A 15,271-nucleotide genomic window follows, 5' to 3' on the forward strand; every position below is an offset into this window, starting at 1 on the left:
CTCCGGCTCGCTGCGCAGCATCGCCGCCAGCACCGGACGTAACGGCCCCACGTCCACCGCCATCTCGACGACACCGTGGTGCGCGGCCCGCCCGACGATGCGCGCGTCGTCAACAGAACCGCGGCCGTCGGCCCGGCGCGCGTCGTCAACGGAACCGCCATCGTTCCTGGCATCGCAGCCGTCGTCGTGGGCCCAGGGGCGTGGGGGGTGGCCGGCGACCAGGGCGTACACGGTGGCGCCCAGAGAGAACACGTCGGAGGCCGCGCCCGGGCGCCCGCCGACGAGTTCGGGCCCGGCGTAGTCGGGCGTGTAGGAGATCGGCCGGTCGGGCGAGATCGTCTCCACGCCGCCGATCCGCCACACGGCGTCGAAGTCGGTGAGCTTCGCCGTGCCCGCGGCGTCCATGACGATGTTGGCCGGTTTCACGTCGCAGTGGACCAGCCCCTTACGGTGCAGCGCCGCCAGCGCGTCGGCGATCTGCGCGCCGATCCTGGCCGCCTCCCGAGGGGAGAACGTGCGCTCCGACAGGCTGCCGTCCGGCATGCGTTCGAGGACCAGCCACGTGCCCGCCCAGGCCCCGTCGTCGAGGGTCAGGACATCCTGGACGGTGACGATGTGGGGGTGGGTGAGGGTGGCCAGGGCGCGGGCCTCGACCGAATCGGTGCGTTTGAGCACGACGGGGCGGCCGAGCTGCTCGTCGTGGGCGAACAGCACCCTGCCCCTGCCCTCGGCGACGGACGCCTCCTCCACCCGGAATCGCGCGCCGAGCCTGTCCGCCGGCTCTTCGTCCACCATCCGCCTCCCTGCGGTCCGGGCGGCCGCGTCGTCACGTGCGGTAGGCCCGATGATCCACGAGAGTAACAAGAACACCGCCCGGCCGCCCCCGGACGGGGGCAGCGCACCAGGTCAGGAGGGTCATCGCGGATAACGTTCCGCGAACGTTCGCTGTGAAGTCACTGGTCAGACCTACCGCGAGCTGACCTGGGTAGGCAGAATCCAGCAAGCACGTTTGTGAATGGTCAGTGAACGAAAGTAGGACGGCACGACGATGGAAGCCCGCGCTACCAGGGAACGGGGACCGACGGGCGAACGCCGGTTAGCACTGCTGTATCTGGCGCCCTCGCTGATCATATTCGCGATCTTCGTCTTCTACCCGCTGGGCAGGACCTTCTACCTGTCCACGATGGGCACCGACATCATCGGCCGGGCCAACAAGTTCGTCGGTCTCGACAACTTCACGGCCATGTTCGGCGACCCCGGATTCTTCAAGGCGCTGGGGACGACCGCGCTCTTCGTCCTGTTCACGGTGGTCCCCGCGATCGCCGGCGCTCTCGTGGTCGTGCTCCTGCTGGAGTCGCGGATCAGCGGGCAGCGCATGTTCAGAACGGTGTTCGCGCTGCCGTTCGCCTTCTCGGTGGCGACCGCGTCGGTGATCTTCGCGCTGATCTACAACCCGGCCGTGGGCATGGCCAACGGCGCGCTCAGTTACCTCGGCGTGGACCGGATCGGCTGGCTCACCGAGCCGGACCTTGCCCTGATCTCCATCTCGATCACCACGGTCTGGATGACGCTGGGCTACAACGTCCTCGTCCTCTCGGCGGGGGTCGGCGCGATCCCGGCGGAGGTGGTGGAGGCGGCCAGGCTCGACGGCGCCACCGGATGGCGGCTGCACAGCCGGATCACCATCCCGATGTTGTCGCCGCAGCTCTTCTTCCTCGTCGTGATCTCCACGATCCACGCGCTGCAGAGCTTCGGGCAGATCCACATCCTGACCAAGGGCGGCCCCGACGGCGCCACCTCCACGCTCGTCTACTGGATCTACGAGAAGGCCTTCAGCTACGGCTCGTCCGACTTCGGCACGGCCAGCGCCGCGGCGATCGTCCTGCTGGTGATCGTGCTGGTCTGCACGGGCATCCAGTTCGGCGTGCTGGAAAGGAAGGTCCACTACCGATGAGCAGATCCGCCACCTCCTCGGTCACGAGCAAGATCATCGTCTATCTCGTGCTCATCGTGTGCGCCATCCCCGTGGTCTTCCCGCTGTACTACGCGTTCATCGGCGGCATCATGACGCCGGGCGACCTGTCCAGCTATCCGCCGAAGCTGCTCCCGACGGCGATCGACCTCGGCAACTTCTCCTCGGCGCTCGACACGATCCCGCTGGGCAGGCAGTACCTCAACTCGGCGATCCAGACCGGCATCGTCACCATCTGCCAGCTCCTGTCGAGCGTCCTGGCCGCCTACGCGTTCGCGTTCCTGCGGATGTGGGCCAAGACGGCGATGTTCGCGCTGTTCATGGTGACGCTCATGGTTCCGTGGGAAGCGATCATCCTGCCGAACTACCTGCTGATCTCGGACCTGGGCCTGACCAAGGGGCCGCTGACGTACCTCGGTCTGACGCTGCCCTTCCTGGCGCACGCCTTCGGCACGTTCCTGCTGCGGCAGTCGTTCCTGCAGTTCCCGGTCGAGGTACGCGACGCCGCGGTGATGGACGGCTGCGGGCACCTGCGGTTCCTGTGGCGCATCCTGCTCCCCCTGTCGAAGCCGGCCATCGCGGCGGTCGGCGTCTACGTGTTCATGACCACGTGGAACCAGTACTTCTGGCCGCTGATCCTCGGCAACGACGACCGGTACAAGACGCTGCAGATCGGCGTGTCCATGCTGAACGACGCCGAGTCGTCCAGCCCCACGCTCATCCTGGCCGGAGTCACCCTCGCGTTGCTCCCCACCCTCGCTCTCGTGATCTTCGGACAGCGCTTCATCATCCGCGGGCTCACCGCGGGCGCGGTGAAATGATCGTGATTCAGAAACGGAGTTCCCCCATGGCACTACCCCGATCCCGGCGAACGCGCGGCGCACTGGCCGCGGTGGCCGCGCTGTCACTCACCCTGACGGGCTGCGGCGGCGACGGCGGCTCCGGCGAGGGCGGCGAGGCCGCCACCGCACCGGGCGCCGACGCGATCAGCGAACCGGTCGAGATCGAGTTCTGGCACTCCATGAAGGAGAAGAACGAGCTCGCCATCAAGGCCATGGTGGACGACTTCAAGAAGGCCAACCCCAAGATCACCGTGAAGCCGGTGTTCAAGGGCGACTACGACCAGATGGTCGTGGCGTACAAGCAGGCCGTCCAGCAGGAGTCCACGCCGCCGCTGGTGCAGATCTACGACATCGGCTCGCGCTTCATGTACGACGCCCAGCAGGTCGTGCCGATGTACAAGTTCATCGAGGCCGACAAGTTCGACCAGAACGCGAACATCGAGCCCAACATCGCCAGCTACTACACGATCAAGGGCAAGCTCTGGTCGATGCCGTTCAACTCCTCGGCGCCGCTGCTCTACATGAACGCCGACGCCGTGAAGAAGGCCGGGCTCGACCCCGACAAGCCGCCGGCGACGCTCGACGAGATCGGCGAGTGGGCCAGGAAGCTCACCGTCAAGGAGGGCGGAACGGTCAAGCAGTACGGCTTCAACGCCGCGCTCTACGGCTGGTTCGTCGAGCAGCTGACCGCCCAGGACAACGCCGAATACTGCGACAACGGCAACGGCAGGAACGGGCTGGCCACCAAGGTCAACTTCGGCACCGGCGCCGGGCCCAAGTTCGCCGAGTGGCTGGGCACCCTGGTGAAGGAGGGCTACGCCACCAACACCGGCCGGCCCACCGACCAGGCCCAGAACGCGTTCAAGACCGGGACCGTGGCCCTGCACCTGGAGTCGACCTCCGCGCTCGGTGGCTACACCCAGGCCGCCGAGGGCAAGTTCGAGCTGAAGACCGCGCCGTTCCCCAAGCCGTCCGCCTCCTCCAGCGGCGGCACGATCATCGGCGGCGCCTCCCTGTGGATCAACGCCGCCGGTCACAGTGACGCGGAGAAGCGGGCCGCCTGGGAGTTCGTGAAGTTCTCCAACACGCCCGAGCAGCAGGCGAAGTGGCACGCGGCGACGGGCTACGTGCCGGTCAACCCGCAGGCCAAGTCGAACGACAACCCCAACTTCCAGGTCGCGGTGACGCAGCTGCGCTCCCAGCAGCCGTCGGCGGCCACGTCGGGCTGCCTGCTCGGCATCATGCCCGAAGCCAGGAAGGCGGCCGAGGTCGGCCTGGAGCAGGCCGTGCCGGCGGGCGAGGGCCAGGAGCCGAAGACGTCGGCGGAGCAGGCGATGCAGACGGCGGCGACCGGCCTGCAGACGGCCATCCAGAAGTACAACGCCAACGTCGGGCAGTAACCCGGCCGGGGTGACTTGCGCGCGGGCGTCCTCGTACGAGGGCGCCCGCGCGTGTGGTTGTACGGGGCGGCTGGACGGGCCCGGCCGAGCGGGCTGCCCCGAGGATGACCCGGGTGGCCGGGCGGGTGGGAGACTGCGCGGCATGGAGTTCTTCTGCTACCACCGTGACCGGACCGGCTCGCTGCCCCTGCGTGAGGAACTGCTGGAAGCGCACTGGAGCTACATGGACCGGTACGTGCAGGAGCTGATCGCCCGGGGCCCGACCATGGCCGACGACGGCGAGACGCCCACCGGCAGCGTGCACGCCGTCGACCTGCCCGATCCCGCCGCCGCCCGCGCGTTCGCCTTCGACGAGCCGAACTACCAGGCCGGTGCCTACCGGGACGTGCTGCTGCGACGGTGGCGCAACACGCTGGGCCGTACGATGTGGGACTTTCCCGGCGGCCGTGAGGGCGGCAACCGCTACCTGGTGCTCGGCCTCGGGGAAGGCGAACCCGCCGACCTGGCCCTGCCGCCCGCCGAGGAGACGCTGATCGCCTACGGGCCGCTGTCGTCCGACGACGGGACCGCCTGGCTGGGCACGGCGGCGCTGGTCCTGGCGCCGGACGCGGCCACGGCCCGCGCCGTCCTGACCGCCGACCGGTACGCGGACATCGAGGTGCACAACTGGCAGTTCGGCGGACGCTCCTGACCCAGGCTCAGCCGGTGAGGTCCAATCCGCCGTCCACGGTGAGGATCTGGCCGGCCGGCTTGCGAAGAATTTAACGGCGGCTGTCACAAGTGAGAAAGGCGTCCTGTCTTAGCTGTCGTCCGTAGGGCAAAGGATGCCCCGGCGGCAGAAAGGGGATGTCATGAAGGTCGTCGTGATCGGCGGAACCGGCCTGATCGGGTCGAAGCTGGTGGCCAAGCTGCGCGAGCACGGCCACGAGGCGGTGGCGGCGGCGCCGAGCACCGGCGTCAACACGCTCACGGGCGAAGGACTGGCTGAAGTGATGGCGGGCACGCAGGTCGTGGTCGACGTGTCGAACTCGCCGTCGTTCGAGCCGGCCGCGGTGATGAAGTTCTTCGAGACCTCCACCCGCAACCTGCTCGCCGCGGAGGCGGAGGCCGGGGTCGGCCACCACGTCGCCCTGTCGGTGGTGGGCACGGATCGTATGCCGGACAACGGCTACTTCGCGGCGAAGATCGCCCAGGAACAGCTGATCCAGAAGTCGGGAATCCCGTACTCGCTCGTGCACGCGACGCAGTTCTTCGAGTTCGTCCGGGGCATCGCCGACGAGGCCACGCGGGACGACGTCGTACGGATCGCGCCGGTGCTCTTCCAGCCCATCGCGGGCGACGACGTCGCCGCCGCGGTCGGCCGGGTCGCGGTGGGCCAGCCGCTGAACGGCCGGATGGAGATCGCCGGGCCCGACCTGTTCCGGATGGACGACTTCTTCCGCGAGACGCTGGCCGGCTGGGGCGACCCGCGCCAGGTGGTCACCGACCCGCACGCGCGTTACTTCGGCGCGGAGCTGAAGGAGCGGTCGCTGGTGCCGGAGGACGGCGCGGCGCTCGGCTCGATCCGCTACGCCGACTGGCCCGGCCGCGACGCCGACGGCCGCTGAGGCGCCCGGGTGCGACGCACGCGCCGCGCCACCGGCCCTCCGACCGCCGTACGAACAAACCGGTTCGTACGACCTCCGCCACGAGCCGACCGGCTCGTAGCGGCCCACGAAAGGTGAACCTCATGTCCGACAGAACATCGCAGACGCGCGAACCGCGCTCGACCGCCTGGCAGACGGCGCTGACCGTGCTGCAGGAGGCCGAACCCCCGTTCATCCCGGCCGGGGCGCACGCCATGACCATCGTCATCGAGTACCCGCCCGGCGATCCTGGCACGCCGCCGCACCGCCACACGGGGCCCGCGTTCGGCTACGTGCTGGAGGGCGAGATGCTGTTCGAGCTGGAAGGCCAGCCCGAGCGGGTGGTCAAGGCCGGAGAGGTGTTCTGGGAGCCGGGTGGCGACGTCATCCACTACCAGGACGGCAACAACCGCGACGACGTGCCGCTCCGGTTCACCGTCACCATGCTGTGCGAGCCGGGCAAGCCGATGCTCGCCCTGGTCGACGAGGAGGAGCTGGCCCAGCGCAGGGACCGCCGCGCTCCCCGTCCCGCCTGAGCGCCTGCCCGACGACACAGGAGGCGCGTGGTGATCGGATCGGCGATGTCCGCCGAGTTCGACGACGTCCCCGGCTGGACCGCGGAGGCCGTCGAACAGCTCGGTGAGCGGCACGCCATCCCCGCCGCCTGCCGCGGCAGCGCGAGCCCGGCCGCGCTGGCCTGGCTGGCCGAGGCGTGCGAGCTCGCGCCGGGGATCAGGCTGCTGGACGTGGGCGCGGGAGCCGGCGGCCCGGCCGCCTGGGCGGCGGAGCGGTTCGGGGTGACGCCGATCCTGCTGGAGCCGATGCCGGCCGCGGGCCGGGCCGCCGTCCGGCTGTTCGGGCTGCCGGTCGTCGCGGCCGACGGACGGCGCATCCCGCTCCGTACGGCGTCGGTGGACGCGGCCTGGTGCCTCGGAGTGCTGTGCACCGTGCGGGAGAAGGCGGCGATGCTCGCCGAGATCCGCCGGGTGCTCACCCCCGGGGCCTCCCTGGGGCTGCTGGTGGTGCTCGCCAGGGGCCCGCAGTTCCTGCCCGCTCCTGACGGCAACCACTTCCCCACCGGCGGAGAGCTGCTCGGGCTGCTGACCGGGGCCGGGTTCGAGGTCGTCGAGCAGATCGACCAGCCCACCGACGCGCCGCTGTCCTGGACGCGGCGGGCCGAGCAGGTCGCCGAGGTGGTGGCCAGCCGCCACCGTACCGACCCCGCCTTCCGCCTGGCCGCTCACCAGGGCGAACGTTTCGCCCGGCTGTTCGCCTCCGGCCAGATCGCGGTACGCCTGGTCCACGCGATCAGCCGTACCAGCTGACCCCCACCCCCATGGAGAGAAGATGAACCTGCCGAACGGCGAGGACGACGTCCTGGACGAGCTGGAGGGCGGCCACGACGCCTGACGCGCCCTCACCTGGGCGGGGCGTGCCAGATGTGCAGGCGGTAGCCGAGGGTGGGGACGGTCTCCAGGACGACCGGGTTGCCCGGCTCGGGCTCGACGCACTTGCGGACCGCGTACACGACCGCCGCGACGTCCGAGTTGTCGTACGTGCGGCCCACCGGCCAGTCCTCCCTCGGGCCCCACAGCGCGGTGATGAGCTCGGCGTGGTCGCAGGCGACCTCGTCTGAGGACTGGCTGCGACCCCGTCCGACCATGAAGCGCAGCAACTGGTGGCCCTTGGGGCGCAGCCCTTCGATGAGCGTCTCGGCGCCCGACTGGTCCACCCGGTACGCCCGGCTCGCCACCCAGTCGTAACGCAGCCTGGCCCGGGGCGCGGGCAGGTCGAGCCGCGCGGGGGTGGTGGTCGTGTACCACTGGCGCGCGGGCAGGGTGCGCTCGTCGGCGTCGATGTAGACGAGCTGCCAGTGCAGCGGGACGTCGCCGTCGGCCATGTCGCCGATGATCAGCAGGCGGTCCTGGTGGTGCAGCATCTGGCGGCCGCTCACCGGGCGCGGCCCGCCGGGGGTGTCGTCGCGCTCGATGAGGGTGCCGTTGCGGGCGTGGTCGGTCACCCACCAGCGGCCGTGCTCGTAGTCGAGGATGCAGTGCAACCGGCTGATCCAGCCCTGCGGGTCTGGTCCGAGCACGATGTCGGGGCGGTGGTCGGCCACCGCGCGGCCGATCGTGTACTGCGTGCCCGTCAGGTCGTATCGACGTGACTCGCCTGAAGGGGAGATCACTTCGAGTACGGCCGTTCGCGACATCGCTACCTCCGGTCCGGCGGGGAAGATCCGCGCTCGTCCCGATGTAGCCACAGCCGCCGGACACGTGTCAACCGGCCCGAATCGGCGATTGACCAGTGAACTTGACAACACCTTCCGGCGGACAAGGGGTGTCCACTCATGCTGCCTGAGCACACTCCAAGGTTTCGCTCAGGTTGACCACCTAGCCTGACACGATGCCCATCGACCTGGCCGCTCGCGAAGGCGGCGGTGAGCTGCGGACCGGACACCGGACCAGGACGGCCCAGGCGGCCCCGCCGGCTCGCCGGCAGACCTGGTTGGACGCCCTGCGCGGGCTGGCCGTGCTCGCCGTACTCTTCGAACACCTGCTCGACCCCCTCTTTCCCGAGGTCCGCTCGGGCGCCAGCCCCTGGTTCGACTTCGGCCAGTACGGCGTCATGCTGTTCTTCATCATCAGCGGCTACGTGGTGCCCGCCTCGCTCGAACGGCGGGGCAGCGTCACCGGGTTCTGGATCGGCCGGGTGTTCCGCATCTACCCGCTGTGGATGGTGGCCGCGGTCATCGGCACCGCGTTCGCGCTCGTCCCCGTCTACGCGGAGCTGCCCGCCCAACTCGGCGAGCATCCGGTGCTGGCCGGGCTGGCGCACCTGACCATGCTCCAGGACTTCCTCCAGGTGGTCAGCGTCGTCAACGTGTTCTGGACGCTGTCGTACGAGATGGTGTTCTACCTGCTGGTCACGGCGATCTTCGTGATCGGGGCGCGGCGGGTGCGCACGACGGGCGTGCTCGCCGTCGCGGTCGCGGGCGTGCTCGTCGGCGGTCTGCTGCCGGCCGGCGCCCTGTCGCGCGCCTTCGGCTCCGACGTCGTGGTGCTGGTGGTGACCGGGGTGATGGTGGCGGGGCTGGCCGCGGTCGTCGCCGGGGCTCATCGCGTACGGCTCTGCGGCGCGGCCGCCGTGGCCGCCGTGGCCGTCGTGCTGCTGGTCGTCAACAGCCGGATCGGCGCCTGGCAGAGCGTGGCCGTGGTCGCCACGATGTTCGCGGGGACGGCCCTCTACCGGCTGGACCAGGGGCAGGTCAGGCGGGGTGTGGCCGGGTGGGTGATCGGGCTCGTGCCGGTCGTGTCCGTCGGCGCGGCGGCGTGGTTCGGGCCCGGCTGGTCCATGGCCCACCAGCAGGCGGTGGCGTTTCGGTGGAGCTGGTCCACCGCCGTCGCCGCCGCGTGGCTGACGTTCCTGATCGGCCGAAGGCTGCGGTCGTCCGCGTGGCCGGCCCTCATCGTGCGTCTCGGGCTGATCAGCTATTCCGTCTATCTGCTGCATCCGCTGCTGATCCAGGTGCTGCGGCGGTCCATCCCGGATCCGGCGCCCGTGCCGCTCGGCTGGCGGATCACCTGGTTCTGGGTGCTGCTGGCGGCGGTGGTCGCCTGCGCCGTCGTCAGTCACCGCTTCATCGAGCTGCCCGGGCAGGGGGCGGGTCGTCGGCTGGCACGTTCCGACCGGCTGCGGCGCCTGCGTAGCGTCGTGCCAGGCGGGCGAACGCGTCCCTGAGCTCGGACGGGCCGACCACCTCGATGTCGGCGTCGAACCTGCCGACGGCGGCGACCAGGGCGGGCCACGACCACGAGCCCATGACGAGCCGGCAGCGGTCCGGGCCGAGCTCCTCGACGAGCCCGTCCCGGACGTAGCGGGACACTTCGGCCGCGGGCAGGCCGAGGATCACCTCCCCCTGGCACGGCCAGTCGCCGGTGCCGCCCGAGCCGCGGAACTTGCTGGTCACGTACGTGGCGACGTCGCCTCCCGGCAGCTCGCGCGGGGTGAAGCGGGGGCCTGAGGGGGTGCGGAGGGTGATGCGGTCGGCGCGGAAAGTGCGCCAGTCCGCGCGGTCGACGTCCCAGGCGATGAGGTACCAGCGCCCGCCCCAGGTGACGAGGGGGTGCGGCTGCACCCGGCGCGGCGGACGCGGCGGACGCGGCGGGAATCGCTCGCCCCCGGCGGAGGCCGCGCCATCGCGGGAGGCCGCGCCGTCGTCGGGGGATGCGTCGATGGCGGCGTCCGGGGACGGCCCGGCGTCGGGGGACGCGCCGGCGTAGTCGAAGCGCAGTACCTCGCGGGCGTGGACGCCGGCGTCCAGGGTCATGAGCACGCCGCTGTCCACCTGGACGTCCGGCCGGGAGGTCGGCCGGTCGACGGCGGTGACCTGGAAGGTGTCGATCCGGTGCCGCAGCCGGGCGGGCATGACCTGCCTGATGGTGTGCAGCGCGCGGGCCGCGGCCTCCTCGATGCCGGCGCCCGTTCCGGTGGCCAGTTGGAGCGCGATGGTCAGGGCGACGGCCTGCTCGTCGTCGAACAACAGCGGGGGCAGCTCGGTGCCGGCCTCCAGCCGGTAGCCGCCGTCGGGGCCCTTGAAGGCCACGATGGGGTAGCCGAGCTCGCGCAGGCGGTCGACGTCGCGGCGCACGGTGCGCGGGCTGATGTCCAGCCGCTCGGCGAGCAGCGCCCCCGGCCAGTCCCGGCGGGTCTGGAGCAGGGAGAGCAGGGCCAGCAGGCGCGCTGAGGTTTTCGGCACGAATTCCATCCTGCCGCAAGTAGAGGCCACAACCTGGCCGCTACTCCTGTGAGCATTCATCTCGGGCGCCATCCCGGCGTCCACCGCAGAATCAGGAGTAGCGATATGTCGGTCAAATCCGTTCTTCATGTGAACTTCCGTGGCGAGGCCCGGGCGGCGCTGGAGTTCTACCGGTCGGTGTTCGGCGGTGACCTCGGCGTCGTCACGTACAAGGACGCGGGCACCGCCTCGGACCCTGCCGACGCCGACCACGTGATGTGGGGCCAGGTCGCCGGCGACAACGGCTTCCACGTGATGGCGTACGACGTGCCCGCGGGCATGCCGTACGAGCGGGGCGAGAACTCCTTCTTCGTCTCGCTGTCGAGCGAGGACGCGGAGGAGATCACCGCGTACTGGGAGCGGCTCTCCGCCGGGGCGGAGATCGTGCAGCCGCTGGAGCCCTCGCCGTGGGCGCCGCTCTACGGGATGCTCAAGGATCGTTTCGGCGTGGTCTGGGCGGTCAACGTCACGAGCACCTACCACGGCTGAACCCACCCAGATATCGGCCAGATACCGGAAGGAACCACCACCATGACCACGCGGCTCCTCGACCTCCGGGCACGCGCATGACCGTCCTCGGCACCCGGGCGCTCAACCGCGCGACGCTCGCCCGGCAGTTACTGCTCGATCGCGCCGATCTGCCGGTCCTCGACGCCGTCGCGCACCTGTGCGGGCTGCAGGCGCAGGAGCCGCAGGAGCCGTTCGCCGGGCTCTGGTCGCGGCTGCGCGCGTTCGACCCGGCGGCGCTCTCGGACCTGCTGACGGGACGCCGCGTGGTGCGCACCGTCCTCATGCGCCGTACGATGCACCTCCTCACGGCCGACGACGTCGTGGCCTGGCGGGCGCGGCACGACGGCATGCTGCGCCAGCGGGTCCTCGGGACCTACCGCCGCGAGCTGGCCGGGGTGGACCTCGACGAGCTGGCCGCGGCGGGCCTGGCGGTCATGGCCGACGGCGAGCCCCGCTCGATGGGCGACCTGGCGCGGGCGGTGGCCGGACGCTGGCCGGCGGCGGGGCCGCGCCCGCTGGGCGAGATGCTGACCGCCGCCCTCATCCCGATGGTGCAGTTGCCGCCGCGCGGGCTGTGGCGTACCAAGGCGGGGGTGCGTCATGTCCCGCTCTCCGCCTGGCTGGGGCGCGAGCCGGCCCCGCCGGCCCAGGACGGCTCGGACCCGGTCGGGCAGGAGCTGGTGCGGCGCTATCTGGCCGCGTACGGGCCCGCCGCCACGGCCGACCTGCGCGCCTGGTCCGGCCTGGCCGGACTGCCGGCCGCGGTGGCCGCCGTACGCGATGAGCTGGTCTCCTTCCGCGACGAGCGCGGCAGGGAGCTGCTCGACCTGCCCGACGCCCCGCGCCCCGACCCCGACACGCCCGCCCCGGTACGGTTCCTGCCCGCCTTCGACAACGCGATCCTCGGCTACCAGGACCGCGGCCGGATCATCGACGACGCCCACCGCAACCTGTCGGTCAGCGGCGCCCGCGTCGCGCTGGTCGACGGCCGGGTGGCCGCGACCTGGACCGTCGCGGACGACACCGTGACCGTCACCCCGCTGGGCCGGCTCTCCCGCGAGGAGCGGGACGCGGTGGCCGAGGAGGGGCGGTCGATGGCGTCGTTCCTGTCCGACGGCGCCTCCGACCGCGTCCACGTCGCCGCCTCCCCCTGACCGGTCTCAGTACCGGTTCTGCTCGGCGTCGCGGTCGAGCCCCTCGTCGAGCGCCTCGGCGGACAGCTCCTTGATGCCGAGGTGGTCCTTGGCGATGCGGCCGAGCGTGGGCAGGCTCTTGCGGTCGGGCCAGGTGTCCGGCTGCCACAGCGACGAGCGCAGGAACGCCTTGGCGCAGTGCATGTAGAGCTCTTCGACCTCGACGAGCAGCGCGAGCCGGGGCCGCTTGCCCTTGACCACCAGGTCGTCGAAGAACGGCGCGTCGGAGACGAGCGTGGCGCGCCCGTTCACCCGCAGGGTCTCGTTCATCCCCGGCACGATGAACAGCAGCCCCACCTGGGGGTTGGTGAGCACGTTGCGCAGGCCGTCGAGGCGGTGGTTGCCGGGGCGGTCGGCGATCGCCAGCCGGTGATCGTCGAGGACCAGCACCGACCCGGCGGGGTCACCACGCGGCGAGACGTCGCAGGTGCCGTTCTCGTCGGCGGTGGCCAGCAGCAGGAAGGGCGAGTGGGCGATGATCGTGCGCGCGTGCTCGTCGATCCTGGCGATGTCCTTGTCCCAGATGGGCTGCGGGGGCGCCGCGACGATCTCCCGCAGCTCGGCCTCGGTCGTCACCGTACGGATCTCAGAAGCGCTCATCTCCCCAACATAAAAGACATGCCGGACATCAGGCCGAGTCGGGCCAGCCGCGGCGGGCGGCGAGCAGGCCGGCCTGGAAGCGGGTGCGCGCGCCGAGCAGATCCATCAGCTCGCTGACCCGCCGGTGGATCGTACGCAGGCTCACCCCGAGCTGCCGCGCCACCGCCTCGTCCTTGAGCCCCGCGGCGAGCAGGGTGAAGAGCTCGGGGTCGGGCAGCTCGGGATGCCCGGTGGACGGGGTCGACGGCAGCGGCAGTGCCGCGCGCCACAACATCTCGAAGAGCGCGACCAGGGCGTCGAGCAGCGTGGAGGAGTGCACGATGACCGCACTGTCGGCGTGCGCGGGCTCGGTGGTGCTCAGCGGCAGGATCGCGCTCTTGCGGTCGGCGATGGCCAGCTTCATCGGCACCTCGGGGCTGATCCTGGCCTGCTCGCCGGCCGCCGCCGCCTCCTGGGCCAGGCGCAGCTTGCCGGGGACCTCCAGCGCGGAGACGTCGTAGATGCCGCGCACGAGCACGCCGTGCGCGAGCCGGTTCATCTCCTCGGCGTTCTGCTCGGTGGGATTCTGTGCGTAAGGAGGACGGTCCAGCACCAGGAGCTCCTCGGTCGCGGTCTGCTGCAGCTGGGTGAAGCGCTGCACCACGGCCGCCTGGCCCTGGACGACCTCGACGAGCTCCTCCGGCGACTGGTTCTCCGTCCGCGGCGTCTCGGCGAGCAGCGCGATCGAGGCCAGCCGGGCCTGGGCCAGCCCTTCCTCCCTGCGTGAGATGAGGGCGGCCACCGCGACGTCGGGCCTGGTCGCGAGGAACCGGGCCGGGCGGCCCGCCATGCGGCTGACCAGCCCGAGCGCCTCCAGCCGGGTGAAGGCCCTGCGCAGGGCCACGGTGGTGCGGCCGGTGTGCTCGGCCAGCTCGGGCAGGGTCGCGCGCGGACGGCGGAGCAGGTCTCGGTAGACGCGCTCGTCGTCGGCGTCAACGCCGACGGCCGAGAGTGCGTTGTCGTCGGCGTTCACGGTCTCTCTCTGTGTCCTCTTCATGAAATGTCACAAATCTGCCAGTGCTTTGCCTAGCCTAGGCGATTCTCCGCCCGGTAGGACGGACGACGGGATGTTCCCGTTTGAGCCTGTCATGGAGGCAGTCGTGCGAAAGATGATCACCTTGGGAGTCGCGGCCGCGTTCGCGGTCCTGTCGGCGGCGACTCCGGCCGCCGCCGCTCCCCCCCGCCGCCACCGGAGACCCGGCGATGCCGGCCCCGGCCGCCGGAGATCCGGCGGCGGCGGCGGGCCTTGACGGTTTCGGCCGCTGGCACCAGCCGCGTTGCGCGACGGTCACCGGCGACGGGACGGTGACCTTCACCCGTGACGAGGGCAGGACGCTCGCGCCCACCAGCCAGACGCCGCGGCCCGTCGTCTACACCCGCGGGCTGGTCGCGCTCGACCGTCCTGACCACTTGCTGGCCATGTCGAACAACGTGCTGCTGGCCTCGAAGGACGCCGGTTGCACCTGGACGCGGGTGGGCGAGGTGCAGGGCGCCAACCTCACGCTGACGGCGGCCCGCGGCGGCCGGGCCTACGCCTGGGACCAGGACGGCAACCTGTCGCTGGTCACGCCGGACGGCATCACGCCGCTCACCTCACCGGCGGACGAGGTCGCCGGGCTCGGCACCGACTCGCTGCGCGGCGACCGGCTGCGGGTCGCGGACGGCGACGGGCAGCTGCACGAATCGCGTGACGGCGGACGCACCTGGAAGCCCGTGGGCAGGCGCGCCTTCCCCGAGAGCGAGCTGCTGATGATCTACACGGCGGCGTTCGACCCGCACAACCTGAACCACGTGCTGCTGGGCGTGGCGAGCGACGGCGCCCGCGTGACCTACGACGGCGGGCGGAGCTGGCGCGCCGCCACCGGCCTGAGCAAGACCGGCACCAGGGTCAACGTGTTCAGCGCGACGATCTCGCCCGCCGCGCCGAACGTCGTGTACGCGATGGGGCTGAACCTGGCGGAGAACGACGAGCACGCGCCGTCCGGCGGCCGCCACATCTACCGCTCGTTCGACGGCGGCCGCCGCTTCACCCCGGTCGTCGACCAGGGCGACGGGATCACCCTGCCCAACGGCCCGCTTCTCGCCGCGCACCCGACGAACCCGGGCGTGCTCTACTTCGCGTGGGGCACCGGCTGGTCCAACCTCGGCACCGACATCTACCGGTACGACGCGCTGCGCGGCCGGGTCACGACCAACCACAACCCCCACGACCGGGTCACCTCGATCGCGTTCAACCCGTCGAACCCGAGGGTGATGTACCTGGGTCTGGCCGAGGAGTCCTGAGGGCGGCCG

General features: G+C 71.1%; 16 protein-coding genes. 11 read left to right on the forward strand and 5 right to left on the reverse strand.

Going from position 1 to position 15,271, the window contains the following annotated elements:
- Positions 1-795: serine/threonine-protein kinase (locus ABFX54_RS24520; RefSeq protein WP_346108384.1), on the reverse strand; the 795-nt coding region annotated here is incomplete at its 3' end.
- A 253-nt stretch (positions 796-1,048) separates the two neighbouring features.
- Here ABFX54_RS24520 and ABFX54_RS24525 point away from each other — a divergent pair.
- From ABFX54_RS24525 to ABFX54_RS24555, 7 genes are all read left to right on the forward strand, one after another.
- A complete protein-coding gene (locus ABFX54_RS24525; RefSeq protein WP_346108386.1) occupies positions 1,049-1,954 on the forward strand; it encodes a carbohydrate ABC transporter permease in 906 nt (301 codons plus the stop codon).
- On the forward strand, positions 1,951-2,793 hold the full coding sequence (locus ABFX54_RS24530) for a carbohydrate ABC transporter permease (RefSeq protein ID WP_346108387.1): 843 nt from the start codon (positions 1,951-1,953) through the stop codon (positions 2,791-2,793). Before ABFX54_RS24525 ends, ABFX54_RS24530 begins: the two co-directional genes overlap by 4 nt.
- Before the next feature lie 26 nt (positions 2,794-2,819).
- The gene (locus ABFX54_RS24535; RefSeq protein WP_346108389.1) at positions 2,820-4,214 is read left to right on the forward strand and encodes an ABC transporter substrate-binding protein; all 1,395 of its coding nucleotides are present in this window, start codon (positions 2,820-2,822) and stop codon (positions 4,212-4,214) included.
- Positions 4,215-4,356: 142 nt separating this feature from the next.
- Positions 4,357-4,905, forward strand: a complete 549-nt coding sequence (locus tag ABFX54_RS24540) for a YciI family protein (protein WP_346108391.1) — start codon at positions 4,357-4,359, stop codon at positions 4,903-4,905.
- 160 nt (positions 4,906-5,065) lie between these two features.
- Positions 5,066-5,821 carry an SDR family oxidoreductase gene (locus tag ABFX54_RS24545; RefSeq protein WP_346108393.1) on the forward strand — a complete coding sequence of 252 codons (756 nt, stop codon included), beginning with the start codon at positions 5,066-5,068 and terminating at the stop codon, positions 5,819-5,821.
- A 122-nt stretch (positions 5,822-5,943) separates the two neighbouring features.
- Positions 5,944-6,375 (forward strand): cupin domain-containing protein, encoded by a 432-nt coding sequence (locus ABFX54_RS24550; RefSeq protein WP_346108394.1) that lies wholly within the window; start codon positions 5,944-5,946, stop codon positions 6,373-6,375.
- A 27-nt stretch (positions 6,376-6,402) separates the two neighbouring features.
- Positions 6,403-7,164 carry a class I SAM-dependent methyltransferase gene (locus ABFX54_RS24555; protein ID WP_346108396.1) on the forward strand — a complete coding sequence of 254 codons (762 nt, stop codon included), beginning with the start codon at positions 6,403-6,405 and terminating at the stop codon, positions 7,162-7,164.
- 92 nt (positions 7,165-7,256) lie between these two features.
- Here ABFX54_RS24555 and ABFX54_RS24560 read toward each other — a convergent pair whose 3' ends face one another.
- Positions 7,257-8,051, reverse strand: a complete 795-nt coding sequence (locus ABFX54_RS24560; protein ID WP_346108398.1) for an FHA domain-containing protein — start codon at positions 8,049-8,051, stop codon at positions 7,257-7,259.
- 194 nt (positions 8,052-8,245) lie between these two features.
- On the opposite strand from ABFX54_RS24560, the gene ABFX54_RS24565 reads away from it, so the two are divergent.
- Positions 8,246-9,580 carry an acyltransferase family protein gene (locus tag ABFX54_RS24565; protein ID WP_346108400.1) on the forward strand — a complete coding sequence of 445 codons (1,335 nt, stop codon included), beginning with the start codon at positions 8,246-8,248 and terminating at the stop codon, positions 9,578-9,580.
- Here the strand turns inward: ABFX54_RS24565 and ABFX54_RS24570 are convergent.
- Positions 9,480-10,598, reverse strand: a complete 1,119-nt coding sequence (locus ABFX54_RS24570) for a helix-turn-helix transcriptional regulator (RefSeq protein WP_346108402.1) — start codon at positions 10,596-10,598, stop codon at positions 9,480-9,482. The two genes, ABFX54_RS24565 and ABFX54_RS24570, sit on opposite strands and share 101 nt — an antisense overlap.
- Before the next feature lie 105 nt (positions 10,599-10,703).
- Between ABFX54_RS24570 and ABFX54_RS24575 the strand changes: the two genes are divergently transcribed.
- Together ABFX54_RS24575 and ABFX54_RS24580 are read left to right on the forward strand one after the other, a co-directional pair.
- Positions 10,704-11,126, forward strand: coding sequence for a VOC family protein (locus ABFX54_RS24575; protein ID WP_346108404.1), 423 nt, complete (start codon positions 10,704-10,706; stop codon positions 11,124-11,126).
- 77 nt (positions 11,127-11,203) lie between these two features.
- Positions 11,204-12,301: a winged helix DNA-binding domain-containing protein gene (locus tag ABFX54_RS24580; RefSeq protein WP_346108406.1), complete on the forward strand. Its 1,098-nt coding sequence runs from the start codon at positions 11,204-11,206 to the stop codon at positions 12,299-12,301.
- Positions 12,302-12,307: 6 nt separating this feature from the next.
- Here the strand turns inward: ABFX54_RS24580 and ABFX54_RS24585 are convergent, their stop codons facing one another.
- Both ABFX54_RS24585 and ABFX54_RS24590 read right to left on the reverse strand, forming a co-directional pair.
- Positions 12,308-12,940: a pyridoxamine 5'-phosphate oxidase family protein gene (locus ABFX54_RS24585; RefSeq protein ID WP_346108408.1), complete on the reverse strand. Its 633-nt coding sequence runs from the start codon at positions 12,938-12,940 to the stop codon at positions 12,308-12,310.
- Positions 12,941-12,968: 28 nt separating this feature from the next.
- Complete coding sequence (locus ABFX54_RS24590) at positions 12,969-13,952, reverse strand: helix-turn-helix domain-containing protein (protein ID WP_346108410.1); 984 nt, start codon at positions 13,950-13,952, stop codon at positions 12,969-12,971.
- A 230-nt stretch (positions 13,953-14,182) separates the two neighbouring features.
- Here ABFX54_RS24590 and ABFX54_RS24595 point away from each other — a divergent pair, with 230 nt between their 5' ends.
- The gene (locus tag ABFX54_RS24595; RefSeq protein WP_346108411.1) at positions 14,183-15,262 is read left to right on the forward strand and encodes a sialidase family protein; all 1,080 of its coding nucleotides are present in this window, start codon (positions 14,183-14,185) and stop codon (positions 15,260-15,262) included.
- Positions 15,263-15,271 lie beyond the last annotated feature (9 nt).

The organism is Nonomuraea maheshkhaliensis, assembly GCF_039529435.1.
GTDB lineage: Bacteria > Actinomycetota > Actinomycetes > Streptosporangiales > Streptosporangiaceae > Nonomuraea > Nonomuraea maheshkhaliensis.

Excerpts from the sequence above, each read along its gene's own strand:
- ABFX54_RS24560 (WP_346108398.1), bottom strand. The coding sequence starts at position 8,051 with ATGTCGCGAACGGCCGTACTCGAAGTGATCTCCCCTTCAGGCGAGTCA.
- ABFX54_RS24525 (WP_346108386.1), top strand. The coding sequence starts at position 1,049 with ATGGAAGCCCGCGCTACCAGGGAACGGGGACCGACGGGCGAACGCCGG.
- ABFX54_RS24595 (WP_346108411.1), top strand. The coding sequence starts at position 14,183 with ATGCCGGCCCCGGCCGCCGGAGATCCGGCGGCGGCGGCGGGCCTTGAC.
- ABFX54_RS24580 (WP_346108406.1), top strand. The coding sequence starts at position 11,204 with ATGACCGTCCTCGGCACCCGGGCGCTCAACCGCGCGACGCTCGCCCGG.
- ABFX54_RS24550 (WP_346108394.1), top strand. The coding sequence starts at position 5,944 with ATGTCCGACAGAACATCGCAGACGCGCGAACCGCGCTCGACCGCCTGG.
- ABFX54_RS24545 (WP_346108393.1), top strand. The coding sequence starts at position 5,066 with ATGAAGGTCGTCGTGATCGGCGGAACCGGCCTGATCGGGTCGAAGCTG.
- ABFX54_RS24540 (WP_346108391.1), top strand. The coding sequence starts at position 4,357 with ATGGAGTTCTTCTGCTACCACCGTGACCGGACCGGCTCGCTGCCCCTG.
- ABFX54_RS24535 (WP_346108389.1), top strand. The coding sequence starts at position 2,820 with ATGGCACTACCCCGATCCCGGCGAACGCGCGGCGCACTGGCCGCGGTG.
- ABFX54_RS24530 (WP_346108387.1), top strand. The coding sequence starts at position 1,951 with ATGAGCAGATCCGCCACCTCCTCGGTCACGAGCAAGATCATCGTCTAT.
- ABFX54_RS24575 (WP_346108404.1), top strand. The coding sequence starts at position 10,704 with ATGTCGGTCAAATCCGTTCTTCATGTGAACTTCCGTGGCGAGGCCCGG.
- ABFX54_RS24565 (WP_346108400.1), top strand. The coding sequence starts at position 8,246 with ATGCCCATCGACCTGGCCGCTCGCGAAGGCGGCGGTGAGCTGCGGACC.
- ABFX54_RS24585 (WP_346108408.1), bottom strand. The coding sequence starts at position 12,940 with ATGAGCGCTTCTGAGATCCGTACGGTGACGACCGAGGCCGAGCTGCGG.